21 protein-coding genes, 2 tRNA genes and 3 rRNA genes are annotated in these 25,541 nt (G+C 43.8%); 13 read left to right on the plus strand and 13 right to left on the minus strand.

Annotated features, from left to right (window positions below; all coding sequences use genetic code 11):
- The first annotated feature begins 15 nt into the window (after positions 1-15).
- The 8 genes from mdtD to F896_RS00095 all read left to right on the plus strand — a co-directional run bounded on the left by mdtD (position 16) and on the right by F896_RS00095 (position 8,034).
- A complete protein-coding gene (gene mdtD, locus F896_RS00130) occupies positions 16-1,404 on the plus strand; it encodes a multidrug transporter subunit MdtD (protein ID WP_016165249.1) in 1,389 nt (462 codons plus the stop codon).
- 153 nt (positions 1,405-1,557) lie between these two features.
- Positions 1,558-2,319, plus strand: a complete 762-nt coding sequence (locus F896_RS00125; RefSeq protein ID WP_016165250.1) for a glycoside hydrolase family 25 protein — start codon at positions 1,558-1,560, stop codon at positions 2,317-2,319.
- Positions 2,309-3,376, plus strand: a complete 1,068-nt coding sequence (gene dinB / locus F896_RS00120) for a DNA polymerase IV (protein WP_032882591.1) — start codon at positions 2,309-2,311, stop codon at positions 3,374-3,376. The genes F896_RS00125 and dinB overlap by 11 nt, the downstream gene beginning before the upstream one ends.
- Positions 3,377-3,682: 306 nt before the next feature.
- Positions 3,683-4,402 (plus strand): two-component system response regulator CreB, encoded by a 720-nt coding sequence (creB, locus tag F896_RS00115; RefSeq protein ID WP_016165252.1) that lies wholly within the window; start codon positions 3,683-3,685, stop codon positions 4,400-4,402.
- Positions 4,403-4,405: 3 nt separating this feature from the next.
- Positions 4,406-5,872: a two-component system sensor histidine kinase CreC gene (gene creC, locus F896_RS00110; protein WP_016165253.1), complete on the plus strand. Its 1,467-nt coding sequence runs from the start codon at positions 4,406-4,408 to the stop codon at positions 5,870-5,872.
- Positions 5,873-5,947: 75 nt separating this feature from the next.
- Positions 5,948-7,336, plus strand: a complete 1,389-nt coding sequence (gene creD, locus F896_RS00105) for a cell envelope integrity protein CreD (RefSeq protein WP_016165254.1) — start codon at positions 5,948-5,950, stop codon at positions 7,334-7,336.
- 62 nt (positions 7,337-7,398) lie between these two features.
- Positions 7,399-7,602 (plus strand): hypothetical protein, encoded by a 204-nt coding sequence (locus F896_RS00100; protein ID WP_016165255.1) that lies wholly within the window; start codon positions 7,399-7,401, stop codon positions 7,600-7,602.
- Between the two features lie 75 nt (positions 7,603-7,677).
- Entirely contained in the window at positions 7,678-8,034 is a 357-nt protein-coding gene (locus F896_RS00095; protein ID WP_016165256.1) for a RidA family protein, read from the plus strand.
- Here F896_RS00095 and F896_RS00090 read toward each other — a convergent pair.
- The 6 genes from F896_RS00090 to F896_RS00065 all read right to left on the minus strand — a co-directional run bounded on the left by F896_RS00090 (position 8,031) and on the right by F896_RS00065 (position 15,026).
- The gene (locus F896_RS00090; RefSeq protein WP_016165257.1) at positions 8,031-8,573 is read right to left on the minus strand and encodes a DUF2726 domain-containing protein; all 543 of its coding nucleotides are present in this window, start codon (positions 8,571-8,573) and stop codon (positions 8,031-8,033) included. The two genes, F896_RS00095 and F896_RS00090, sit on opposite strands and share 4 nt — an antisense overlap.
- Before the next feature lie 305 nt (positions 8,574-8,878).
- On the minus strand, positions 8,879-11,260 hold the full coding sequence (locus F896_RS00085) for a YgiQ family radical SAM protein (RefSeq protein ID WP_016165258.1): 2,382 nt from the start codon (positions 11,258-11,260) through the stop codon (positions 8,879-8,881).
- A 206-nt stretch (positions 11,261-11,466) separates the two neighbouring features.
- Positions 11,467-11,856 (minus strand): hypothetical protein, encoded by a 390-nt coding sequence (locus F896_RS00080; protein WP_016165259.1) that lies wholly within the window; start codon positions 11,854-11,856, stop codon positions 11,467-11,469.
- A 62-nt stretch (positions 11,857-11,918) separates the two neighbouring features.
- Positions 11,919-13,133 (minus strand): MFS transporter, encoded by a 1,215-nt coding sequence (locus F896_RS00075; protein ID WP_016165260.1) that lies wholly within the window; start codon positions 13,131-13,133, stop codon positions 11,919-11,921.
- Positions 13,134-13,211: 78 nt separating this feature from the next.
- Complete coding sequence (locus F896_RS00070; RefSeq protein ID WP_171069732.1) at positions 13,212-14,468, minus strand: esterase-like activity of phytase family protein; 1,257 nt, start codon at positions 14,466-14,468, stop codon at positions 13,212-13,214.
- A gap of 150 nt (positions 14,469-14,618) precedes the next feature.
- On the minus strand, positions 14,619-15,026 hold the full coding sequence (locus F896_RS00065; RefSeq protein ID WP_016165262.1) for a helix-turn-helix domain-containing protein: 408 nt from the start codon (positions 15,024-15,026) through the stop codon (positions 14,619-14,621).
- A gap of 81 nt (positions 15,027-15,107) precedes the next feature.
- Here F896_RS00065 and F896_RS00060 point away from each other — a divergent pair, with 81 nt between their 5' ends.
- The 5 genes from F896_RS00060 to F896_RS00040 all read left to right on the plus strand — a co-directional run bounded on the left by F896_RS00060 (position 15,108) and on the right by F896_RS00040 (position 18,178).
- Entirely contained in the window at positions 15,108-15,599 is a 492-nt protein-coding gene (locus F896_RS00060; protein WP_016165263.1) for a DUF2938 domain-containing protein, read from the plus strand.
- Positions 15,600-15,610: 11 nt separating this feature from the next.
- On the plus strand, positions 15,611-16,186 hold the full coding sequence (locus F896_RS00055) for a flavodoxin family protein (protein ID WP_016165264.1): 576 nt from the start codon (positions 15,611-15,613) through the stop codon (positions 16,184-16,186).
- Positions 16,183-16,401 (plus strand): DUF2798 domain-containing protein, encoded by a 219-nt coding sequence (locus tag F896_RS00050; RefSeq protein ID WP_016165265.1) that lies wholly within the window; start codon positions 16,183-16,185, stop codon positions 16,399-16,401. The genes F896_RS00055 and F896_RS00050 overlap by 4 nt, the downstream gene beginning before the upstream one ends.
- Before the next feature lie 332 nt (positions 16,402-16,733).
- The gene (locus F896_RS00045; protein WP_016165266.1) at positions 16,734-17,297 is read left to right on the plus strand and encodes a lytic transglycosylase domain-containing protein; all 564 of its coding nucleotides are present in this window, start codon (positions 16,734-16,736) and stop codon (positions 17,295-17,297) included.
- A 362-nt stretch (positions 17,298-17,659) separates the two neighbouring features.
- Positions 17,660-18,178, plus strand: coding sequence for a lytic transglycosylase domain-containing protein (locus F896_RS00040; protein WP_032882614.1), 519 nt, complete (start codon positions 17,660-17,662; stop codon positions 18,176-18,178).
- Positions 18,179-18,234: 56 nt separating this feature from the next.
- On the opposite strand, the gene cysK is transcribed toward F896_RS00040, so the two are convergent.
- The 7 genes from cysK to F896_RS00005 form a co-directional block, all read right to left on the minus strand.
- Positions 18,235-19,236, minus strand: coding sequence for a cysteine synthase A (gene cysK / locus F896_RS00035; RefSeq protein WP_016165268.1), 1,002 nt, complete (start codon positions 19,234-19,236; stop codon positions 18,235-18,237).
- A gap of 190 nt (positions 19,237-19,426) precedes the next feature.
- Complete coding sequence (locus F896_RS00030; RefSeq protein WP_016165269.1) at positions 19,427-19,978, minus strand: GNAT family N-acetyltransferase; 552 nt, start codon at positions 19,976-19,978, stop codon at positions 19,427-19,429.
- A gap of 156 nt (positions 19,979-20,134) precedes the next feature.
- A 5S ribosomal RNA gene (rrf, locus tag F896_RS00025) occupies positions 20,135-20,249 on the minus strand.
- A gap of 203 nt (positions 20,250-20,452) precedes the next feature.
- Positions 20,453-23,344 (minus strand): 23S ribosomal RNA (locus F896_RS00020).
- A gap of 400 nt (positions 23,345-23,744) precedes the next feature.
- Positions 23,745-23,820: transfer RNA gene (locus F896_RS00015), tRNA-Ala, on the minus strand.
- A gap of 55 nt (positions 23,821-23,875) precedes the next feature.
- Positions 23,876-23,952, minus strand: a tRNA-Ile gene (locus F896_RS00010).
- Between the two features lie 59 nt (positions 23,953-24,011).
- Positions 24,012-25,541, minus strand: a 16S ribosomal RNA gene (locus F896_RS00005); the annotation flags it as partial.

The raw sequence follows: 25,541 nt of genomic DNA on the forward strand, positions 1-25,541 counted from the left end.
TATGCATCATGGCTCATGACAACGACAACACATCAAGCGGTACAGCCTGAATTCCGAATGTTGGTGCTCTTGGTCTCGATTGGCTTTTTTATGCAAGCCTTGGACACCACCATCGTCAACACGGCAATTCCTGCCATGGCAGTACAACTCAATGAAAATCCCCTGCAAATGCATGGCGTCATTGTGGCCTATGTGCTGTCGGTTGCGGCGTGTATTCCGCTCAGTGGCTGGTTGGCCGATCGTTTTGGCATCCGTAATATTTATCTGAGTTCCATGGTGATTTTCAGCTTGGCCTCGCTGGGCTGTGGCTTGTCACAAAACCTAGAACAATTGTTATTTTTCCGCGTCATTCAAGGTGTTGGTGGTGCCTTGCTCATGCCCGTGGGGCGCTTGGCACTGTTAAAACTGATCCCACGCTCCCAATTTCTGTCTGCCATGAGCCTGATGAGCCTTGCGGGTCTGATTGGCCCGTTGATGGGACCGACTTTAGGTGGTTGGCTCGTCGAAGTAACAACCTGGCACTGGATTTTCCTAATTAATCTGCCGATGGGTGTACTCGGCATGATCATGACCTTCAAAGTCATGCCGAACCAAAAAGAGCCAAGCGTTAAATCTTTCGATTTAAGCGGTTTTATCCTATTGATGGTGGCGATGGTGGGCTTGTCTTTAGGCATTGAGAATATTGCTGCATCGCAATATTCCCGCTGGATCAGTGTGGTTTTATTGATTTCGGGGCTGTTGGCAGCCACCGCTTATGCCTACCATGCACATACACATCAAAACGCCCTGTTTCATGGTCGCTTATTTCGCTACAAAATCTTTTCAATTGGGGTACTGGGCAATTTCTTTGCCCGCCTCGGTAGTAATGCGATTCCCTTCATTTTACCGCTGATGCTACAAGTTGCTTTTGGCTTTGAACCTTTCTATACCGGTTTAATGATGATTCCAATGGTACTCGGTTCATTATTTTCCAAGCCCATCGTACGTCCACTGATCCAACGGGTCGGTTATCGTCGTTTTCTACTCACCAATACGGTTTTGGTTGGCTTATGCATTGCCAGTTTTTCACTGATGACCGTCGCTACACCTTTATGGTTGAAAGTCCTGCACCTGTTTATCTTTGGTACGTTGAACTCGCTACAATTTGTTGGCATGAATACCCTGACCTTGAAAGATTTACCACAACAGGACGCCAGTAGTGGCAATAGCTTCTTGTCAATGATTATGATGCTCTCCATGAGTATCGGGGTGGCTTTGGCCGGAACGTTAATTAATCTGTTTGGGCAACAGTTTTCCAGTGCCTCGATTAGCACTGCCTTCCACGCCACTTTGATCACTCTCGGCTGTATTAATATCATTACCGCCTTAGTGTTTTGGCAAATTCCTAAAGAAACCACAGATTAAAAGATGCCCAGAAAATTGCTAAAATGGGACACCATGCAGCATGCAAATGTGTGGCACAATTGTAGGCTCAGATAACGTTTCACAAAGCAAAACCTGTACAATTCACTCATGAGCAAGCGCGTTATTACTTAGGCACCGCATAACACAAACGATATGGCAAAAAAATCTGCAAAACTTCCATCAACTCAACATTATCCGACTTACGCCAGTATCGGTTTAGCGGTCATGTTGGGTGTGGTCAGCTATTTTGGTTTGTTCTATCAACAGAAAGCCTCGGCACAGGATTATTCCATTCGCGGCTTTGATGTGTCTCATCATCAAGGCGAGATTAACTGGAAAAAAATCTCACCTATGCAATACCAATTCGTCTATCTCAAAGCAACCGAAGGCGGTGATTTTAAAGATCGTAACTTTCAGGAAAACTGGCTCAAAGCACGTGAACGTGGCCTACATGTCGGTGCTTATCATTTTTATCGGCTGTGTCGTGATGGGGCTATACAAGCCGAAAATTTTATTGCGACCGTTCCGAAAAAAGCCGATGCCCTGCCACCTGTGATTGATTTGGAATATGACAGCAACTGCATCAACACTTATACCAAAGAGCAGCTCATCAAAGAAATTCAGATCATGCATGACCAACTGCAACAGCATTATGGTAAACAACCGATTTTTTATATTTCAAAGAGCTTTTACCATATTGTGCTGATGGGGAACTTTAACAACACTCCTTTATGGGTCAGAGACTATGAAGGTAAACCTGAGCTCAAAGACGGTCGACAATGGCTGTTTTGGCAGCATAGCAGCCAAGGCAAAATCGACGGTGTTCCCAAAGCCGTGGATTTAAATGTTTATGCAGAATCCCCAAAACAATGGCGGATTTTTTTAAAAGCACAAGGCATTGATGATGCCAAATGAGTTACGCAAAATCATCCATATTGACATGGATGCCTTTTATGCCTCAGTCGAACTCAAAGATCGCCCAGATCTAAAAGATTTACCTGTGGTGATTTCCTCTCATCATCCAAGAGCTGTCATTGCCGCAGCGTCTTACCCTGCCCGTGTCTTTGGACTCCGTTCTGCCATGTCGATGGGACAAGCCAAAAAACTCTGTCCGCAAGTCATCGTGATTGAACCTAATTTTGAAAAATACCGCGAAGTTTCAGCGCAAATTCATCAGATTTTTCAGCAATACACCCCCTTGATTGAACCGCTGTCTTTAGATGAAGCTTATCTGGACGTGACTGAGAACTTAAAGAATATCGCCAGTGCCACCGAAGTCGCAGCACAAATCCGTGCTGATATTTTTGCGGTCACAGGACTGACCGCCTCAGCGGGCGTAGCACCAAATAAGTTCCTAGCCAAGATTGCCTCGGATTGGAACAAACCCAATGGTTTATTTGTGATTAAACCGAATCAGGTGCTGCGCTTTATTCAAGATTTGGCTTTGAATAAAATTCCTGGGGTGGGTAAAGTCACCCAAGAACGACTGCAGCAACTGAATTTACATACCTTGGGCGATCTGCAAAAAATCGACGAAAATGTGCTGATTCATCATTTTGGCAAATACGGCAAACAGCTGTATTTATATGCGCAAGGCATTGATCATCGACCAGTCAAAGCAGAACGGGAACGCCAACAGATTTCCAAGGAAATTACCTTTGATGATGATTACACTCTTGCTCAATGCAGCCATGCGTGGCAGCCATTGACCGAGCAAGTCTGGCGTAGTTTAAATAAAAAACAGCTAACGGCTCGCGGTGTGACTGTAAAACTCAAGCTTAAGAATTTCCAAGTATTACAGCATAGTAAGAGCTTTAAACAAGCGCTACAATCGCAACAGGATTTAGCCCAAGTGCTGTTACAACTGCTAGATGAAATGCATATTGACCCAGAATTCCAATTCCGTCTGGTTGGCGTCGGTGTATATCAGTTACAGACTCTAGAAGAAGAATCACAACTTTCTTTATGGTGATGCTGCTTTTTTGCACAACAATACAACGCTGACTAAAATTTATGTTTGCTTTTTATCCAGTTTTCAGTACTCTAAGCAACGCAGTAACATTATCCTTGTTATTTGCTTTGCTAAAGAAAACCTCGCTTTTAGCATCTGCTCCTGTGGTTGGCGTGACGATCAAATCCGAAGATTACAGGGCACTTCAGGTCTTCTTTCTCTATCCCCTTCTTCCTATAAAAAAATTGCATATTTCCCACTACGCACGGTCATGACTTCAGTTAAACTCGGTAGATAAAACTAGAAAATTCTGTATGTACATGCCTTATGAAGCAAAAACAAATCCTCTGTGTTGAAGATGAAGCCGCAATCGTCTTGCCCCTGCGTTATGCGCTTGAGCGTGAAGGCTGGTCAGTCAGTTGGGCCAATACTGGCACACAAGCATTACAATTACTGGCGCAACAATCTTTTGACTTCATTATTTTAGATGTCGGACTACCGGATTTGAACGGGTTTGAAGTCTGTAAACAACTGCGTCAGAAAGATCAAACACCATTGTTATTTTTAACTGCACGTGATGATGAAATTGATCGGGTGGTCGGCCTCGAAATTGGTGCAGATGATTATTGCAGTAAACCTTTTAGTGCACGAGAAATTGTCGCCAGAATCAAAGCGATTTGGCGCAGAATGGAAATTCAAACTCAGTCTGTTACAGCCTCTGCAGTAACGACGGAAACTGAAGTTATTGTGCAATCGGCAACTTGGTCATGTCACCCACAGTCCTTGCAAATTCATTATCATGGTCAGCCGCTACAACTGACTCGCTATGAATATCGCTTGTTATTTTTACTGATTCAGCATTCTGAACAAGTATTCAGTCGCCAACAATTAATGGATCATATTTGGGAACATCCAGAGCATAGTTTGGAACGTACTGTCGATACCCATGTCAAAAGTTTAAGGCAAAAGCTCAAACAGATTACCCCACATGATGACCCGATTCGGACCCATCGTGGTTTTGGCTATAGTTTGATGAAGTTGAGCTAAAGCATGTCGATCTTTGTCCGTATCTGGTTTTTCTTTAGCTTGGTGGTGGTATTGAGTCTAGGTTTTATCGCTTATACCCTGACCCAACAAGTAAAACCCAATGTACGGCAGGTGGTTGAAGATACCCTCGCTGAAAACGCCAATATCATTGCCCAATTGATTGCAGAAGATGTCTATCAACATCAGGTCGATACCCCTGAATTTGACCAAAAAATCCAGGCAGCTTTATCTCGTCAACTGAATGCCACCATTTGGCAGCATCGCAAAGAGCAAATTAATCAACAACTGTACATTACCGATCCCCAAGGCATCGTGATCTACGACTCCGAAGGACAAGCTGTGGGGCAAGACTATTCCAAATGGAATGATGTCTACTTAACACTGCGTGGTAAATACGGCGCACGCTCAACTGCAACCAATCCCTATGATCGCAACAGTAGTGTCATGCATATTGCAGCACCAATTATTTACCAACAACAATTGCTCGGTGTAGTCAGTATTGGCAAACCAAATCAGTCGGTACAACCCTATATCGAACGTGCTGAGCAGCAACTGATTTATCAAGCCCTCTGGATTGCGGCACTCAGCCTGCTCTTGGCCAGTATGGTGGCGTATTGGCTAAGACATAGTATTGATCGCGTCCGACGCTATGCACAGGCCTTGGCACCCGTGAATCAAGCACCTTTCTTTTATTCCGCCAAAGAACTCAATCAAGTGACTCAAGCACTGAGCGAAATGCGGGAAAAACTGGAAGATCGTGGCTATGTCGAAAACTATGTCAATACACTCACCCATGAACTCAAAAGCCCGCTCACTGCGATTCAAGCCAGCGCTGAATTACTACAAGATGATTTACCACTGGTCGATCAGCAACAATTTGCGCTACATATTGTTGAACAAAGCCAACGTTTACAGTCCCTGATTGAACGAATGTTGTTATTAACACGACTTGAAAAAAATCAGCATGTTTTAGAATTTCAATCGGTCGATCTGAATCACCTGATTCAACAATGTTTTCAGCAACAGCAAAGTGTGCTGCAACTGAAACAAATCCAGATTCAACTTGATCTGCCCGAACACAGCTTGATCCACGCCGATCCGTTTTGGCTGAAACAGGCATTGAATAATCTCTTAGATAACGCCAGAGACTTCTGCCCACCACAAGGTAAAATCGCAGTTCAACTTCAGCAAGACCCAAGCCATCACAACATCACCCTGCTGTTTTTTAATGAGGGCGATGCAATTCCTGAGTACGCCTTAAACCGCGTATTTGAAACCTATTTTTCTCTACCGCGTCCGCATAATCAGCAACGCAGTACCGGCATTGGGCTCAGTATCGTCAAACAGATTATTCAGCAGCATCAAGGTCAGATTAGCATCCAGAATATTGAAGCGAATCGCCTCGACTTCTTAGCAACCCATCAATCTGGTGTGCTCTTGACCCTCACACTTCACACAAACTTCATCTAAGCTTCAAACCGAACTCATCCGAAGCGCATATCGCATGTAGATACTGGTCATATCCTAATGACCATGGAATTTCATATGCGTCGCAATTTTATCAACCTTAAAATCGGAGCCATTTTGTTCCTGATTTTAATTTTTTATATCGGTTTATTTTTTATTTCGGGCTTAGTCTCTGAACGTCAAAGCTATCAACAACAAGTCATTCATGACATTGCCAACGAACAAATTCGTCCACAACAAATCGTTGCGCCTTATTTAAAACTGCCCTACCAAGTGCAAACCACCTGTAACGATGAACAGAAAAAAAGTTATCCCTGTACACAAACCCTATTTATCGCGGTAGGAGCGGAAACGACCAACTGGAATGCACAATTTAAAGTTTCGGACAGTACTTATAAGCGTAATATCTATAAAGCGATTAGCTATCAAAATTCGATGTCTGGCAAAGGCACATTTAAGGCCATCGAGAACGAGTCAAAACGTGATTACCTTTGGGAACAGGCTGAAATTATTTTTCCGATCCAAGATGCACGTGGGCTGAATGCCAAACCGATCTTCAATATTGATGGTAAGGCCTATAAGTTCGACTTTTCTGAGCAAAGCCAAGGACAACGTGGTTTTGACCTGATGCATCTGACGGCGAAGCAATACCCTGAACTGGTACAAAAATTTCAGCAAGGGTTTAAATTCGACCTAGAATTTGAACTTGAAGGACTCAGTGAATTCAGTTTTATTCCCACCAGTTATGAAATGACCTATCAGGCCAAAGGCAACTGGGGCGATGTCAAATACGATGGGCAAAGTCTTCCATTCAAAAAATCCAGTGAAAAACATCAATTCCAAGCAGACTGGAAAAATATTGCATTGGGCAAACGCAATTTGGAAAATGTGTCATTGTGCGAAAATAGCCAATGCTTTTATCAGGTCCTAAACGCACAAAATGCAGCAGCAGAAGCCGCTTATGATAGCCGTACACCCTCAAATATTTCAGGCATTTCGACTCAATTCCTAGAGCCTGTCAATATCTATACCCAAACCGATCGTGCCATTAAATACGGTGTGATGGTGATCATCATTACCTTTGGTTGCTTCTTCCTGTTTGAGGTTTTAAAACAACTCAAAATCCATCCTGTGCAATATGCCTTGGTTGCGATGGCACAAGGTGTGTTCTTCGTGTTGTTACTTTCGATCAGTGAATATTACGCCTTTGCACTCGCCTATCTAGCGGCAGCAATCGCTTGTGTCGGTCTCATCACATGGTATTTATATTTTGTGGTCAAAGGGATTAAGCCTGCGCTGTTATTTGGGATTTTACTCGGTGTGCTCTACGGCATGATGTATCTATTACTGCAATCCAGTGGTAAAACCTTCTTATTCGGTTCGATCCTGTCCTTTATTCTGATTGCCTGTGTCATGTTCATCACCCGTCATGTCAATTGGTATCAATCCGAACAACAAAGCCAATAAAAATACATAGGGGCGAAGCGATGGCTTCGTCCCTTTTCACTGCATTAATAAGGAATAAAACCATGAATCAGACAGCCTATTCAGCCTTGAGCCAACTCAAACAACTTTGTCCAGCACAGAGTTCTATTGCAAACTGCCTGAATCAATTAAGACAGGCTAAAATTCAGTTTCTGAATCTGGGAAATATCATTATCTGCCCACAACAGCGCTGTATTCTATTTTTCCAACAGCGCAACTTAATGGGAATAGAAACTTTTTTAGCCTGATTTATAGAAAATTACATTGCTGCCGAATTGCATCAAGTACAATTGCGACTCTACTTTTTCGATTAGGGAATCACTATGTCTGTGCAACGCCTTCATGTCACATCACGTTATTGCGAAGTTGCCATTGCGGGAAATCTTGTTCATTTAGCAGGCCAATTGGCGGATGATACCAGCGTTGATGTAACGGCACAGACACAGCAAACTCTAGACAATATTGATCGTTTATTGGCAGAAGCAGGTACAGATAAAACCCATATTTTATCTGTACTGATCTTTTTAAAAGACATTGAAAAAGATTACGCAGCCATGAATGCGGTCTGGGATGCATGGATTGCTGAAGGACATCCCCCAGCACGTACCTGTGTAGAATCTAAACTCTACACCCCTCATGTTTTGGTTGAAATGACGGTAACCGCTGTTCGCCCAGATTAATAAGATTTAAATGCGAATTCATTATATTTCATCATTCGATCTGCTTTAGGCATCGACATCGATGCTGACGTACCTGCCGCTGAAATAGCGGTAGGCTCAAACAAATCAGGCACTAAATCTTCTCTGAGCTCCTGTTCAGTCGGAATACTGCTATAACGCAGTACACGATAGCCTGCCAATTCAAGCAAACTATCTTGATAATGTTTTTGATGTAGGCGGTTCACATAAGACTCGTCTGCGATCTCAATAATCGCAAGCACTTGATGCTGCTGATCTAAAATGACGAAGTCTGCGACCAAACCTTGATACTTACGGCGTGTGTGCGCAAATTTAGTGGTCAGTAAAGCATCAAAAGACACATGTGCCAATACGGTATGACGTGGTAATACAGCTTGTAAACGCATCAAGGTAATTTGCTCCGCAATATTCAAAATACCACGGCGTTTTAATGGACTGTCCTGACGCCTATTTTGTTGTAAGCGACGAAGTGCAAGTGCTGTGATTAACAGCAACCCAACTGTTGTTATAAAATAATACATTTCTAACTAATCCCTTTAGATTTTTTATAATCATTTTGGCTTGATGCCAATTTTTTTAATCAAGAACATCGATAGCAAAGTCATTTTGCAGTGCAAACTTAAGTTTTTTAATCGTGTTTTCCTAGACGACCAAAGTCGTAATAACCCTCTGCACTTTATTTATAATCATTCGTTTGCCAAGATTCAAGTCGTTATTGTCAGTTTATGTTTCTATGGGCGATAGTTTTGCGATCAAATTGTGATCATATGACAATTAGGCATAAAAAAGAAGGCATGAACGCTCTCATGCCTTCTTAAATACTCAATTAACGATGTGCTTTGGTTTTAGACTTTGGCTTTCCTGAAAACGGTCTTTTCTCACCAGTTTCACGTGGTGGTAAACCATTATGTTGCGTCAATAGCTGTCCTTTTTGCGGACGCTGTTGACCTGACTGTGACCGAGACTGACCCTGACCACGCTTTGCAGAATCCCCTGCAACAGATGAATTCTTTTTACGTGCCGATTTATATTCACCTTCAGCTGTACCTTGTGGCTGATAAGTTGGAATCAAATGCTGCTTTGAGTTTCCAATTAAATCTACACGCCCCATCTCTTTCAAGGCTTCACGCAATAAAGGCCAGTTGTTTGGATCATGATAACGTAAGAATGCTTTATGCAGACGACGACGCTTTTCGCCTTTCACGATATCCACATTTTCCGTATAACGTGCCACTTTAGACAATGGGTTTTTGCCTGAGTAATACATTGTGGTTGCCGTTGCCATTGGCGATGGATAAAAGGTCTGTACCTGATCGGCACGGAAGCCATTTTTCTTCAACCAAATCGCCAGATTCATCATGTCGTAATCGGTAGTACCCGGATGTGCGGCAATAAAGTATGGAATTAAATACTGTTCCTTACCTGCTTCCTTACTGAAACGCTCAAACATCTGTTTAAAACGGTCATAGGTGCCGATACCGGGTTTCATCATCTTGGATAATGGGCCATTTTCGGTATGCTCAGGCGCAATTTTTAGATAACCACCAACATGGTGCTGAACCAATTCTTTGACATATTCAGGGTTTAAGACAGCGAGGTCATAACGTAGACCTGAACCAATCAGAATCTTCTTCACCCCTTTGATTTCACGAGCTTTACGATAAAGCTGAACCAAAGGTGCATGATCGGTATGTAAGTTCTGACAAACGCCGGGATAAACACACGATGGTTTACGGCAATTCTTTTCAATTTCAGGATCTTGGCAATGCAAACGGTACATGTTTGCCGTTGGTCCACCTAAATCCGAAATAATCCCGGTAAAGTTTGGTGCAGTATCACGGATCTTTTCAATTTCACGTAAAATTGAATCTTCAGAACGGTTTTGGATAATACGACCTTCATGCTCGGTAATCGAACAGAAAGTACAACCACCAAAACAACCACGCATAATATTGACCGAGAACTTGATCATATCAAATGCTGGAAAACGCGCATTGCCATAAGCTGGATGCGGTAAGCGCGCATAAGGCAAATCAAACACATAGTCCATTTCCTCAGTGGTCAGAGGAATTGGCGGTGGATTGATCCAAACATCACGCTCACCATGACGTTGCACCAATGCACGCGCATTACCAGGGTTGGTTTCTAGATGCAAAATACGATTGGCATGTGCATAGAGTACCTGATCCTCAGCCACTTCTTCATAAGAAGGTAAACGGATTACCGCCAATTCGCGTGGTGGTAATTTATGTTTAATTGCTTTTGATGGTGCAGGTTTCAGCTGTACGATCTGTGTATCTGGATCTAGATTGTCGCCTTCACGTACGATCGGATTTGCCACAAATTCTTTTTGAAAGTCCTGATACTGTGCCAGTGAGTTGCCTTTTTCTTTTTCAACTTCACAACCGTCAATGTCTTCAGTCATGACATAAGGGTTGATAATTTGATCAACACGGCCAATGGTATCAACATCGTTACTGGCGATTTCAACGAATTTTGCTTTCGATTTTTTATTATGTTTATTGATAATAAATGCAGTACCACGAACATCAGTGATCTCGTGAACTTTTTCACCTTTGGATAAACGATGCATCACGTCGATAATGGCACGCTCACCATTGCCATACATGAGCAAATCAGCTTTAGAATCCATCAAAATCGAACGACGAACTTTGTCTGACCAATAGTCATAATGCGCGATACGACGTAAGCTGCCTTCAATCCCACCAAGTAATACAGGAACATCTGGGAAAGCTTCACGGCAACGCTGACAGTAAACCGTGGCTGCACGGTCTGGGCGTTTATTCGCTTCATTATTTGGTGAATAGGCATCATCAGAGCGGATTTTACGATCAGCCGTATAACGGTTAATCATCGAATCCATGTTCCCTGCAGTCACACCCCATGCAATGGTTGGCTTACCTAAAACGCGGAAGCTCTCTACATTGGTCCAATCAGGTTGTGCAATGATTCCGACACGGAAGCCTTGTGCTTCAAGTACACGCCCAATCACACCTGATACAAAAGATGGATGGTCAATATAAGCATCGCCACAAACTAAAATAAAGTCACATGCATCCCAGCCGAGTAGATCCATTTCTTCTCGTGACATCGGCAAAAATGGTGCGGGTTCAAAACACGACGCCCAATATTTGTCGTAATCAAACAGCGCTTTAGGCGCAGTCTGCATGGTATAGGCAGTAGACATAGCTTGCGAATCTCGGCTAGCAGATGAAGGAGAGACATTTATCGGGGCTGGTGGTATTTTAACCCCTAAAATGAAAGCCGATCATTTTAACATGAATTTCATTCATTTTCCCTGTTTATAAAACATTCAGGAACAAGGGGATAACAAATTATTTGTATAAAGTTTAAGCAAAATATAAATATCAGAGGCAAAACTAGCGTTTTTGATTAATGGGAGACGTCGCTGCTTATTTCATTCGATCGAACCACCTCTTTCACCGTATAACCCGACTCGATATAGCCGCTACCTCCAGAAACGATTTGACCATTCGCAAGTGTCGCTTCCAACTGATATCCACCTTCGCCCTGTATGAAAAACTGCGTTTCTATTATTTTTTTATTTTCGATTGGCTGAAAAAATATTTCATGCTGAACAGCAGTTGTTTTTACGGATAGCTTGAGCGTGCTGATGGTTTGCCCACTTTGATTTGAAATTTGCATGCTGACCAAAGGTTGAAACCAATCATTTAGTCCTGCGGTTAAAGCACCAATACAGAAGCTCGTCCCTAAAGAAAGGACGACTAACACTGGTATAAATATCTTTTTAACTGATTTCATTCTATTTCTTTATCTTTTTATATTGATTCAAAACTTTAAAACATAAGTCTAAAAAACAAAAGTTAATCAACTTTCTGAATTGGTAAAGCCTTTAACCGCAACGCTAAAAATAGCCCAAGTGCTAAAACTACAGCCACCATGAGATTTATCCCCGTCCAGCCATAGTTCTCCCAGACCAACCCACCACTACTACCCAGTAAACTTGAGCCGATGTAATAGCAGAATAAATACAGTGAAGAGGCCACTGCACGATACTGCACTGCTTGAACCGAAACCCAACTGCTGGCGGTCGAATGTGCCGCAAAAAATGAGAAGGTAAAAATTGTGAGACCCAGCAAAATAGTCCAAAGTGATGGAATCAAGGTAATCAATAGGCCGATGATCATCATGACCAGTAAAACTGGCAACACTTTATCCCGTCCAAATTTAAAGCCCCATTGTGCAGCTTTGGGTGAACTATAAATCCCTGCCAAATAAGCAATTGAAATCAGACCGATCCATGTTTGCGATAGATTAAACGGGGCTTCTAATAAATGGTAACTGATATAGTTAAAGACCGTGACTAAGCAGCCCATTAGAATAAAACCTTGGGCGAATAAAATGCGTAATTTCGGGTCTTTTAGATTTTGCTCAAAAGCTGCTTTAAAACGTGAAAACCGGAATGGAAATGGTTTGAAATGCTGTGATTTGGGCAATAACAGATAAAATAAGCAAGCAATCACAAAATTCAGAAAACCAATAATATAAGTTGCCGATTGCCAAGAAATAAAATCAACCAAAACACCTGCAATCAAACGCCCACCCATACCGCCAATCGCGGTACCTGAGATATACAGCCCCATAGCAAAACCGATATCCTTCTGCGCAATCTCCTCTCCGATATAAGTCATTGCCACTGCGGCAACCCCACTGACCGCTAGACCAATCAAAACACGGGTACTTAAAAAGATTTCCCAGATCGGGAAAGAAGCGCTGATCAGCAATAAAATCGAGACCAGAAATAGGGCAAATACCATAATCGGCTTACGCCCAAAACGATCAGAAATAAAGCCTGTAAATAGCAGACCGATGGCCAATGCAATGGTAGAAAAAGACAGAGGAAAACTACTGTGGGTCGGAGTGACGTGAAAGAATTCTGCAAAAATCGGCATCATCGGCTGTACACAGTACAACGAGGAAAATGACGCGAAACCAGCAAAGAACAATGACCATAAAATCGCAGTAAACGATTTAGAACCATATTCGATATGGGTTGGACGTATAACTGATTCAGACATCGGAACTCCTTATGCCCAACCAGTATACGCCTTCGACCGAAATGCGGAATGATCATTTCGGCCATTTTTATCAAATGTTTAAAATAATGCTTTAGGCAAACGGATCTGAATTATTTCATTATCATCGGCAAGTTTGGCATTTCTACCCGATGAACCTGGAAAATTATTGTCATTCAATACTGTCAAAGTCGTGCCATTTTCAATAATCACATCTTCAATGGTTTCAAATGGGAAGGCAAATACCTTGCCTGTACCAATATCTCCTTCACGCGCTGTGCCATACAGCCCATTTGGGTTGGCAATTTTCATTAAATCGACCAAGTCTTCGCGTGCCACCACTTGCTTCGGCTCATTGAATTTAATCCGAATCAGTTTCTTATGACCACCCAGATTATTTTGACTCACATCGCGTTCAATAATGATGCCCTCTTTGTCATTAAACAGCTGAAAGTCACCAATATTGGTGGCTTTACTATCCAGTACGAACCAATAATAAACACCGGTATAGGCTTTCTTCTGAAGATCAAATTGAGAGATCAGCAGTCTACCTGTCGAGTCATTCACCAGTGGCTTTTCCAGTAGCGGATACAGGTATTTACCGTCTGGTGAAATCGCCATGCCTTCAAAACCACTACTGCGTCCCACCAATGGCTCAACATAATTGATATTGGCTTTATTCAGTTGATTTTGCGGTGAACGTAATTCTTGGCTCGGATTAAATGGATTTGGCAAAGCAATCGGCGCATCTAACAACACACCATCAGCGGAGAAATGCAGCAGGAATGGACCAAATTCATCACCAATCCAATACGTTCCATCAGCCGCACGTTGCATCGATTCAGGGTCAAAGTCCGCTCCAGTCAATAAGCGTTCTGACGTATTGCCATTCACAATCTCAAAAGGAATCCGTTTATTTGGGTCACGTAATTGAATGAAGCTTTGTACGGATACCTGCCCCGAACCTTTGCTCTTGGTTTTAAAATCGGCTTTGATTTTATAAATGCGTAATAAGAAATCAGCTGAATTATCCTGTGTGCCAAAACCATTATCGGCCATGGCCATATAACTGCCATCCTCATTTTTTAAGGCGGCAGAAAAGCCCTGTACAGGTTGTCCTTTAAAGGGTGGATAGATGCCGTTGGCCCCACTCACTGCTTTACCTGAATCTGGTCCAGCGGCATAAGTTGCGACAGGAAGCTTGACGAAAGAAATCAGCGTGGGTTCTGTGACTTTGTCTGTCGATGTATTCTGATCTTGATTATTGTCATCATTATTACAGGCAGTTAAACCCAAAGTACTACAGCAGAAAAAGGCCAATAAAGTTTTCTTGTTCATGGTTTTATACATTTGGTAAAAATTTACGCAAATTAAAACAAGTTTTTATGACGCTTTTACTGCAATAAAATGAAGTCTTTATGGCGAAAAGATGACAATGTAACGCAACACTTTATCTTAGCAATCAGACCCACTGCCTCAGCATCCATCTTACTCAAGTTTGGTCGGCTGATACTCACCGGCAATCGCAGCTTTTAAAAAGTTTTGAAAGGTTGGGCATTGCATATGATTTTCTGCGGGGCAAACCGCGGCATGTCTCAGTCCTTGGCTGATAAAGTGCAGACGTCGGATCATTTGTTCCAGCTTGTCTGCTTTCTCATTGAGCATGGCTCGATCCAATTCGAGCTGACCACTCTCCCCAAACATAGGCGCAATTTCATTGAGAGAAAAACCTGCCGCCCGCCCTAAAGCAATCAATGCCAATTGATCCAAGACCTGCTTGCCATATTGCCGACGTAATCCATGACGGCCTATTGATTTGATCAAGCCTTTTTCCTCATAAAAGCGTAAGGTTGAGGTGGTCACCTTTGCCCGTTTAGCAACTTCTCCAATATCCATAAATACCCCTTGACTTCAAGTTAACTTGAACTTGCACACTATCTTTATCGCGTTTTATGCAAAAAAGATCAAGGTGAAAAAATGAATACTGTTGAACTATTATTTCAAATCCTGTGTTTAGGTGTAGGGGCCACGCTGATAATAGATATGTGGCTATTGTTGTTAAAAAAACTCAATCAGCCCACCTTAAATTTTGCTTTGCTGGGTCGTTGGGTGGGCTGGATGTTTCGGGGCAAGTTCATCCATGCATCGATTGCACAAAGTCCTGCCATTCGACGGGAATATGCCTTGGGTTGGCTAGCACATTACAGTGTCGGCATCCTCTTTGCATTCAGCTTTGTCCTGATGGTAGGAGATGCATGGTTACGACAACCCCAATTTAGCTCTGCTCTTATTTTCGGGGTGATCACTGTGCTCATTCCCTTTTTCATCATGCAACCCGCTATGGGGGCAGGCATTGCTTCAGCTAAAACAGCACAGCCTTTGCAAAATTGCCTCCGAAGCCTGATCAATCACGCTATTTTCGGCTGCGGTTTATATCTCAGCGCTCAAGTGCTTGCACTATTTCAATGAGGGATCAAACCATGAAGTCGATTGCCATTGTTTATCATAGCCGTCAGGGCCATACCCAATTTATTGCTCAACAGATTCAACTCGGTGCAGCACAAGTTGAACAGATTAAAATTGATTTATTCACCGCTGAACAGTTAATGTCTCAACCCGAGCTACTCTGTCACTATGATGGACTGATTTGGGGTTCACCGACCTATCTGGGTGGGATTTCTGGCACATTGAAACAGTTGATGGATACCACCGGCCCATTATGGAAGAAGCAAGCATTTAAAGGAAAATTAGCCGCAGGATTTACCGTTTCCTCACTACCCGCAGGCGATAAGCAATCTACCCTGATTTCACTTTTCACCTTTGCGATGCAACACGGTATGATATGGGTCGGCAACCCAATTTTACCTGAGCAACATCAAGGTGTTCCGTATATGCAAGCAGCAAATCGTCTTGGGTCATGGTCTGGTCTTATGGCACAAGCCGAACATGCCAGTGCGGCAGATGCTTTTGATGTTGGCGATATTAAAACCGCTCAGTTATTTGGACAAAACTTTGCATGCAGCTTAAGTGCATATCAAGGAGTGATGAACACGTGAAAGCAGCAAGTCTTTTATTTCCATTGATTTTATCCTGCATGATGTCTTTTTTAATCTCGGGCATCACCACATTAAAGGCAGTGGGTTTTATCAATAATTTCTTCGCCATGTGGATGTCTGCATGGATCGTGGCGTGGATGTTTGCCTTTCCTAGCGTATTGGTCTGCGCGCCAATTGCACAAAGATTGGTCGGCTGGATTCTAAAGAAACGCTAATCTGATCCCACCTGCTATCTACACCTTGTAAGTAAAAGCCTGCAGCGACTGTGATGATTGGCGAATATACTTGATGAGATCAATTCATTACTCTATCAAGCATAGAGAGACAGGATGTCTCATTCAGAACTACAAGAAACACAGGATGTGGTCGTTGACAGGAGTTGGCGGCAAGAAACCAAATATGAGAAAGCCTCGACAGGATGTCGGGGCTTTTTTATTCAGCTTAATATCTAAAACTAAACGATTTACCCCTATAGATTGCATTGACTCCCATTGGCTTGCTTCCTACCATCCGCATGTTTTATAAATGACGGTCAAATTTTTCTACGATGATAATTTACAAAAACTTTTCTTTTTCTCGCTTTCACATTACTTTTGCTAAATTGAGTCTCATTTTTTTAAGTACTTACTTCACTGTCGCGTGTACGACAACCAAGGCACCTACGGTGAATCACTCCCAAAAACTGTCTTCTGGTATTCAAAACGCTTTTTCAGTAGCACCAACAACCGCAAATCGGGTTGCTCCTATCATCCTGCAAACAGCTGAGCGTCATAATATTTCACCACATTTATTGGCTGCGCTAATTCGTCAAGAATCTAGCTATAGAACTCGTGCGCGGTCTTCAGCAGATGCCGTAGGTTTAACTCAAGTACGCCCGAAATTCTGGCAACAGTTCTGCCCTGGTGATTTATATGATGAACACGTCAACATCAATTGTGGTGCCTATATTCTGGCAAACTACTATCAATCGACAGGTGATTGGTCAAAAGCTCTCGGCTACTACAATGTTGGCCCTACAGGTTACAGAAGAAGTCCCTATATGCGCCAGCAAGCTGAACGCTATGCCAGCTCGGTCAAACGCCATGAACAAAGCTTAAAAGAAGCGCTATAAAGTCCTATTGTAAGCAAAAGCCTACAATAACTGCGGTGATTGCCGAATATACCTGCTGAGCTAGACTCACTAATATATCAAGTGTAGAGAGACAGGATGTCTCATTCAGAACAACAAGAAACACAGGACGTGGTCGTTGACAGGAGTTGGCGGCAAGAAACCAAATATGAGAAAGCCTCGACAGGATGTCGGGGCTTTTTTATGACTTTCTCTGATCCATTCATTACCGTAAAATAACTACTATTGACTCCCCTAAACTGAGTGCATACCATCCTTATACTTCTGTTTGGTATCGGGTTCTGGTTTTGCACATCACATCAACTTCTTCTGATCAACATACGGCCTTTAAACCGTTTGCCGCAATCATTTTAAAGATCAGCCTTGTTGTGCTTGCAATCAGTCTATCTGCATGTAGCAGTTTAAGCGGATCCTTTGCCAATCGCTCGAATCAGCTTTCCTCAGGTTTGCAAAATGCGTATTCGGTTTCTCCGACTACGGCCAATCGCTTATCGCCGATGATCCTTCAAAGTTCTGAGCGTTATGATGTATCTCCAACTTTACTTGCCGCCCTGATCCGCCAAGAGTCTAATTACAACAGTTCAGCCCGTTCGCCAACGGGTGCAATCGGTTTAACTCAGATTATTTCCAGCCATTGGCGTCAGTCTTGTCCGGGCAATCTCTATGATGAAAATGTTAATATTAACTGTGGTGCACATGTGCTCTCGACCTACTATCGATCTGCTGGCAGTTGGTCTAAAGCCGTAGCTTATTACAATGTTGGACCAACAGGCTATGAACGCAGTTTCTGGACGCGGCATAAAGCCAAGAAATATGCTCGTTCGGTCAAACGCCACGAAAAAACTTTAAAGAAAGCGCTTTAAAATCAATAAAAAACCATGCCTCAAGCATGGTTTTTTTATTGGACTGAATAACGAATTTAAGCTTCGTCAAACAAACCTTCAAATAAGACTGAAGATAAATAACGCTCACCGCTATCTGGTAAGATCACCACAATGGTTTTGCCTGCATTTTCAGGACGTTCAGCAATTTGCGCTGCTGCCGCTAATGCTGCACCACTTGAAATACCGACTAAGATGCCTTCTTGGGTTGCACACTTTCTTGCCCACTCAATTGCATCTGCGCTATTCACGGGTAAAACTTCATCAACTAGATCTAAATCCAAGTTTTTAGGAATAAAATTCGCACCAATTCCCTGAATTTTATGTGGCGCTGGTGTGATGCTTTCACCACGCTTGGTTTGCGTGATGATTGGTGATTCCGCAGGTTCAACCGCTACTGAATAAAGTGATTTATTCTGAACTTGTTCAAAATAACGTGAAATCCCAGTAATGGTACCACCCGTACCTACGCCAGCGACCAAGATATCAACTTGACCATTAGTGGCCTGCCAAATTTCAGGGCCTGTGGTGTCCGTATGAATTTGTGGATTGGCTGGATTCTCAAACTGTTGTGGTAAGAAATATTGTTCAGGATTTTCAGTGGCTAAACGAACAGCCTCATCAACTGCACCTTTCATGCCTTTGGCTGGATCAGTCAAAACCAGATCTGCCCCTAATGCTTTTAATACTTTTCTACGCTCTAAACTCATACTTGCAGGCATGGTTAAGGTAATTGGATAGCCTTTTGCTGCTGCGACGAATGCCAAAGCAATGCCTGTATTGCCACTGGTTGGCTCAACAATATGCATACCTGTTTTAAGTACACCACGTTTTTCCGCATCTGCAATCAACGCTGCACCAATACGACATTTCACTGAGAATGCAGGGTTACGGCTTTCCACTTTTGCCAGTACCGTTGCACCCGTTTTGATGAGGCGATTGATACGAACTAAAGGTGTGTTACCAATCGCTTCGGCATTGTTTGAATAGACTGCGATACCTAAGTTGGCAGGTGTTGGAAATTGCTGATCGGTCGACATGTTATTTCCTTATTAGATTTGGAATGATTCTCAATCATTATAGGCTTGTGAGCCAAGGAGGAAAGTAGAAAACGTTAAGATTTATGAAAAGTTATAAGTTACCAAGGTGAAATACTAACCTATTCTTATCTTTACAGGTTTTTTAAATTAAAATAATTTTATTAAATATCATTAATATATGAAATTATTCCTACCAAAGCTCACCCTCTCGCCAATCTGTGCAAATAGCATCATCAGCTGTATCCGTATTATGTTGTGATAGTAATTCTTTCAGCTTAACACTCAATGGATACAAGAGAATTTCATGCTCATCTGTCAGATAAGTAGAGGTATTTTGTTTGATATATAAATCCCCCAACCAAGAAATCCAACCTAGTTTTTTATAAAAAGCATCATCTTCAGGTTGTAATGCAGCAAGTTCATAACCCAAAGTAGTTAAAGCATCTATCAAATATCTTAATAACTGTGATGCTAACCCCTTCCCCCGCATCATTTCATCAGTAGTCACATATTCAACATAAGCAGTTTTCACCTGATTATTGCTATGAATAGTGAAAACTCTATCCGTCCATAGTGCATGCGATACAATCTTTTCATCCAATATACCGACTAGATGAGAAGCTGTTTGCATGAAAGCATATTGCCCCCAAGGATCTTCATCAAAAGCTGTAAAGCATAGCTCAGCAATCTGTTGTCGCTGTAGTTTATCCAGATCTTGAGCGGCGATAATTTTAAACTGCATAAACGGATGCTCGATTCAAATTGTTTATATCTTAAGCAAGAGATGGAGGAGTATGAAGTATTTTTAGTCAAATCTAATTAAAATAAGTTGAGATATAAAATTCCGTCCAATAAAAAACACCCCCAACCGTTAGGTTGGGGGTGTTTAGTATTTAAAAGCTGGCGATGACTTACTCTCACATGGCAAGTGCCACACTACCATCAGCGCTAAGAGGTTTCACTTCTGAGTTCGGGAAGGGATCAGGTGGTTCACTCTTGCTATTGTCGCCAGCAAACTGTTGTGGTGCTTTCGGGTCTTAATCACGATGTATTGTCGTATGCCTTACTTACGGTCCAAAGAGTTATTAACGGATTAGATAATTGGTCTGTATTGTAACTAGTTTATTCACTAAATCAAGTTCAATCAGTTGTTTTCACTTCTGACTGTTTGGTTTTGAATCGAATTGAGCTTTATATACAACTGCTTGGGTGTTGTATAGTCAAGCCTCACGAGCAATTAGTATTGGTCAGCTTCACACGTCACCGTGCTTCCACACCCAACCTATCAACGTCCTAGTCTCGAACGGCTCTTTAGAGGAATAAATTCCTAGGGAAATCTTATCTTGAGGTAGGCTTCCCGCTTAGATGCTTTCAGCGGTTATCCCTTCCGAACATAGCTACCCGGCGATGCGACTGGCGTCACAACCGGTACACCAGAGGTTCGTCCACTCTGGTCCTCTCGTACTAGGAGCAGATCCTCTCAAATTTCCAGCGCCCACGGTAGATAGGGACCGAACTGTCTCACGACGTTCTAAACCCAGCTCGCGTACCTCTTTAAATGGCGAACAGCCATACCCTTGGGACCTGCTTCAGCCCCAGGATGAGATGAGCCGACATCGAGGTGCCAAACACCGCCGTCGATATGAACTCTTGGGCGGTATCAGCCTGTTATCCCCAGAGTACCTTTTATCCGTTGAGCGATGGCCCTTCCATACAGAACCACCGGATCACTAAGACCTACTTTCGTACCTGCTCGACTTGTGGGTCTCGCAGTTAAGCGCGCTTTTGCCTTTATACTCTACGCGTGATTTCCGACCACGCTGAGCGCACCTTCGTACTCCTCCGTTACTCTTTAGGAGGAGACCGCCCCAGTCAAACTACCCACCAGACATGGTCCTCGCCCCGGATTACGGGGCAGAGTTAGAACCTCAACATTACCAGGGTGGTATTTCAAGGACGGCTCCATTAGAACTAGCGTTCTAACTTCAAAGCCTCCCACCTATCCTACACAAGTAAGGTCAAAGTTCAATGTCAAGCTGCAGTAAAGGTTCACGGGGTCTTTCCGTCTAGCCGCGGGTACACTGCATCTTCACAGCGATTTCGATTTCACTGAGCCTCTGCTGGAGACAGCGCCGCCATCATTATGCCATTCGTGCAGGTCGGAACTTACCCGACAAGGAATTTCGCTACCTTAGGACCGTTATAGTTACGGCCGCCGTTTACTGGGGCTTCGATCAAGAGCTTCGCTTACGCTAACCCCATCAATTAACCTTCCAGCACCGGGCAGGCATCACACCCTATACGTCCACTTTCGTGTTTGCAGAGTGCTATGTTTTTAATAAACAGTTGCAGCGGCCTGGTTTCTGTGGCTGCCAATAGCTCAGGGAGCAAGTCCCATCACCGTCAGCAGCGTACCTTCTCCCGAAGTTACGGTACCATTTTGCCTAGTTCCTTCAGCAGAGTTCTCTCAAGCGCTTTGGTCTACTCGACCTGACCACCTGTGTCGGTTTCGGGTACGATTCCTGTGTAACTGAAGCTTAGAGACTTTTCCTGGAAGCATGGTATCAGCCACTTCACTGTACAAGTACAGCTTGCTATCAGTTCTCAGCATAGAGTACCCCGGATTTGCCTAAGATACATGCCTACAACCTTCCACCTGGACAACCAACGCCAGGCTGACTTAACCTTCTCCGTCCTCTCATCGCATTACACAGAAGTATTGGAATATTAACCAATTTCCCATCGACTACGCCTCTCGGCCTCGCCTTAGGGGTCGACTCACCCAGCCCCGATTAACGTTGGACTGGAACCCTTGGTCTTTCAGCGAACGGGTTTTTCACCCGTTTTGTCGTTACTCACGTCAGCATTCGCACTTCTGATACCTCCAGCATACTTCTCAATACACCTTCATCGGCTTACAGAACGCTCCCCTACCACTTGACTTAAAGTCAAATCCGCAGCTTCGGCACATAGTTTTAGCCCCGTTACATCTTCCGCGCAGGCCGACTCGACTAGTGAGCTATTACGCTTTCTTTAAAGGGTGGCTGCTTCTAAGCCAACCTCCTAGCTGTCTATGCCTTCCCACATCGTTTCCCACTTAACTATGATTTTGGGGCCTTAGCTGGCGGTCTGGATTGTTTTCCTCTTGACTACGGACGTTAGCACCCGCAGTCTGTCTCCCGGATAGTACTCATTGGTATTCGGAGTTTGCATCGGTTTGGTAAGTCGGGATGACCCCCTAGCCGAAACAGTGCTCTACCCCCAATGGTATTCGTCCGAGGCGCTACCTAAATAGCTTTCGGGGAGAACCAGCTATCACCAGGCTTGATTAGCCTTTCACCCCTATCCACAAGTCATCCCCTGGCTTTTCAACGACAGTGGGTTCGGTCCTCCAGTTAGTGTTACCCAACCTTCAACCTGCTCATGGATAGATCGCCTGGTTTCGGGTCTATACCCAGCAACTAAACGCCCTATTAAGACTCGATTTCTCTACGGCTCCCCTATTCGGTTAACCTTGCTACTGAATATAAGTCGCTGACCCATTATACAAAAGGTACGCAGTCACCGAACAAGTCGGCTCCCACTGCTTGTATGCATGCGGTTTCAGGATCTATTTCACTCCCCTCACAGGGGTTCTTTTCGCCTTTCCCTCACGGTACTGGTTCACTATCGGTCAGTCAGGAGTATTTAGCCTTGGAGGATGGTCCCCCCATATTCAGACAAGGTTTCACGTGCCTCGCCCTACTCGTCATCATTGTGTGTGCCCTTTCGTGTACGGGAATATCACCCTCTACGTTCGCACTTCCCAGAGCGTTCCACTAGAACACACACAACTTAATGGGCTGCTCCCCGTTCGCTCGCCGCTACTAAGGGAATCTCAATTGATTTCTTTTCCTAAGGGTACTGAGATGTTTCACTTCCCCTCGTTCGCTTCATAAGCCTATGTATTCAGCTTATGATACCCGCCTTATAGCGGGTGGGTTCCCCCATTCAGAAATCTCCGGATCAAAGGATATTTGCCGCCTCCCCGGAGCTTATCGCAGGCTATTACGTCTTTCATCGCCTCTGACTGCCAAGGCATCCACCACATGCACTTAATTACTTGACTATACAACCCCAAACAGTCGTTAACACATACAAGTGAGTGTTATCGTTGCAAACTTAATTGCTACTATCTGTTGTCTGTGAATTTAATCACTATACAGCTTCAATCTAATTCATATACCAAAACGCTTGATTCAGTGTTTTTGCTAGTTCTCAGATTAATTCTTCATCTAACTGAAATACTTACGTATTACCGTTAGTGTCAAATTAATCGAGTTTGAACAATTTATTTCAGACTCAATTTTCTAATCTGTTAATGATTAACTACCACCTCGTCGGTGAGTAGTAAACTGTGATAAATCACAGAAGTTAATAAACCAAGATCATTCGATCTTCTTATTTATTAATTTCTATAAGCTATCTTTGGAATTTAACTTTCGTTTTCTACATTACTTCGTAATGTATGGTGGAGACTAGGAGAGTCGAACTCCTGACCTCCTGCGTGCAAAGCAGGCGCTCTACCAACTAAGCTAAGTCCCCAGCTTATCACTTAATGAACGACATATCTTTCAATCTAAGCTACTGCAATCAGATTTGGTGGGTCTGACAAGACTTGAACTTGTGACCCCACGCTTATCAAGCGTGTGCTCTAACCAACTGAGCTACAGACCCTCAGATACATCTTCGAAGAACAACTTGTTGTGGATTCTTACCGGTCACCAATCTTTCGTTAAGGAGGTGATCCAGCCGCAGGTTCCCCTACGGCTACCTTGTTACGACTTCACCCCAGTCATCGGCCACACCGTGGTAAGCGTCCTCCTTACGGTTAGACTACCTACTTCTGGTGCAACAAACTCCCATGGTGTGACGGGCGGTGTGTACAAGGCCCGGGAACGTATTCACCGCGGCATTCTGATCCGCGATTACTAGCGATTCCGACTTCATGGAGTCGAGTTGCAGACTCCAATCCGGACTACGATCGGCTTTTTGAGATTAGCATCCTATCGCTAGGTAGCAACCCTTTGTACCGACCATTGTAGCACGTGTGTAGCCCTGGTCGTAAGGGCCATGATGACTTGACGTCGTCCCCGCCTTCCTCCAGTTTGTCACTGGCAGTATCCTTAAAGTTCCCGGCTTAACCCGCTGGCAAATAAGGAAAAGGGTTGCGCTCGTTGCGGGACTTAACCCAACATCTCACGACACGAGCTGACGACAGCCATGCAGCACCTGTATGTAAGTTCCCGAAGGCACCAATCCATCTCTGGAAAGTTCTTACTATGTCAAGACCAGGTAAGGTTCTTCGCGTTGCATCGAATTAAACCACATGCTCCACCGCTTGTGCGGGCCCCCGTCAATTCATTTGAGTTTTAGTCTTGCGACCGTACTCCCCAGGCGGTCTACTTATCGCGTTAGCTGCGCCACTAAAGCCTCAAAGGCCCCAACGGCTAGTAGACATCGTTTACGGCATGGACTACCAGGGTATCTAATCCTGTTTGCTCCCCATGCTTTCGTACCTCAGCGTCAGTATTAGGCCAGATGGCTGCCTTCGCCATCGGTATTCCTCCAGATCTCTACGCATTTCACCGCTACACCTGGAATTCTACCATCCTCTCCCATACTCTAGCTGACCAGTATCGAATGCAATTCCTAAGTTAAGCTCAGGGATTTCACATCCGACTTAATCAGCCGCCTACGCACGCTTTACGCCCAGTAAATCCGATTAACGCTCGCACCCTCTGTATTACCGCGGCTGCTGGCACAGAGTTAGCCGGTGCTTATTCTGCGAGTAACGTCCACTCATCTTAGGTATTAACTAAGAGAGCCTCCTCCTCGCTTAAAGTGCTTTACAACCAAAAGGCCTTCTTCACACACGCGGCATGGCTGGATCAGGCTTCCGCCCATTGTCCAATATTCCCCACTGCTGCCTCCCGTAGGAGTCTGGGCCGTGTCTCAGTCCCAGTGTGGCGGATCATCCTCTCAGACCCGCTACAGATCGTCGCCTTGGTAGGCCTTTACCCCACCAACTAGCTAATCCGACTTAGGCTCATCATTTAGCGCAAGGTCCGAAGATCCCCTGCTTTCTCCCGTAGGACGTATGCGGTATTAGCATTCCTTTCGGAATGTTGTCCCCCACTAAATGGCAGATTCCTAAGCATTACTCACCCGTCCGCCGCTAAGTCATAGTGCAAGCACCATAACTCCGCTCGACTTGCATGTGTTAAGCCTGCCGCCAGCGTTCAATCTGAGCCATGATCAAACTC

Source organism: Acinetobacter genomosp. 15BJ (assembly GCF_000400715.1).
GTDB lineage: Bacteria > Pseudomonadota > Gammaproteobacteria > Pseudomonadales > Moraxellaceae > Acinetobacter.